We start from the raw sequence: 1063 nt of genomic DNA, 5'->3' as shown, positions 1-1063 counted from the left end.
CACATCCATCAACTTAACGTATATTTTTATATAAAATGCGGTCTTTCCACGTAGTTTTTTATTATCTTTTATAGATGTTATAAAAGTAGGCACATCAAATAAACCCTGACGGGTTTCAAATTTTTCGCTATGCTACCTGATGGGCAGAAGTGGTATACTCATACACAACACCTAAAATATCAAAGACTGTTTTTTTCTCATATCTGTGAGATTTTCGTCCGTTTCGCTGTAGGAGGTTAAACAGACGAAGGAGAATCTTTGATAATTCTTGGGTGTTTTTATGTAGTGCTTGATGAAAAAGTAAGAAATAATCTTTAATTATGTACATCGCTTTATATTCACTTAGTTCTTTCTGTTTCTTACGTAACAGGAGTTCTCTCATTTTAAACATAGTAGAAGAACATAATAGGATACTAATGAGTTGTCCATAAAGGTGGCATTCTAATCGCTCTTGTTTAATAGATTTACAACGATGAATTCGAAACCAAGATTTCCATATTTTAAATAACAGCTCAATTTGCCAACGCAGTGAATATAAATCATAGATTTTCTCTTTCGGTACCCATTCCGTAGGAATGTTTGTCATATATACCGTAATTCCTTGTAAAAGTTTCGTACGCTCTGTATATGTAATCCCTTTTTTCTTTTCACGAATAGCTCGATCATGTAGACGTTTCTGTTTTTGCTCCTCTGTACATCTATAAACCACAATGCGAGTGGGTAGTTTGTCTTTGCTCCCTACATATACATCATGTAATTCATACACTTGGCCAGGTTGTAATTGGTTCATGATGTCTTCCAAATGAATTTGTATATATACCGGTCTCAATTGAGCAGGTTTTGTTTTAAATACCACTGTTTCGAATTCTTTTCTATATATTTTAGTTGGTAATTTAAGACGCGATAAATAATACCCTTCCTTATCTTGGATCGATTTAAAGTCTTGTAAACGAAAATACCCTAAGTCACGAATATATAGTTCATTCTTTTGTGTCATGTCCATTCGAGTCGCCCCATATGCCTGATCACTTCGTTTTCCTGGTTCAATTTTCACATCAGAAAA

The 1063-nt window shown here is 33.9% G+C and carries 1 protein-coding gene; it reads right to left on the bottom strand.

The genetic code is table 11. The features are described 5' to 3' along the window. Positions 1 to 127: 127 nt before the first annotated feature. Positions 128 to 1063: IS4-like element ISBce2 family transposase (locus PDQ33_RS28900; protein ID WP_270757118.1), on the bottom strand; the 936-nt coding region annotated here is incomplete at its 5' end.

It is taken from the genome of Bacillus cereus group sp. Bc031, assembly GCF_027716265.1.
Taxonomy (GTDB): domain Bacteria; phylum Bacillota; class Bacilli; order Bacillales; family Bacillaceae_G; genus Bacillus_A; species Bacillus_A paranthracis.
The sequence above is the reverse complement of the archived record's forward strand: the minus strand, read 5'-3'. Positions and strand labels throughout refer to the sequence as shown.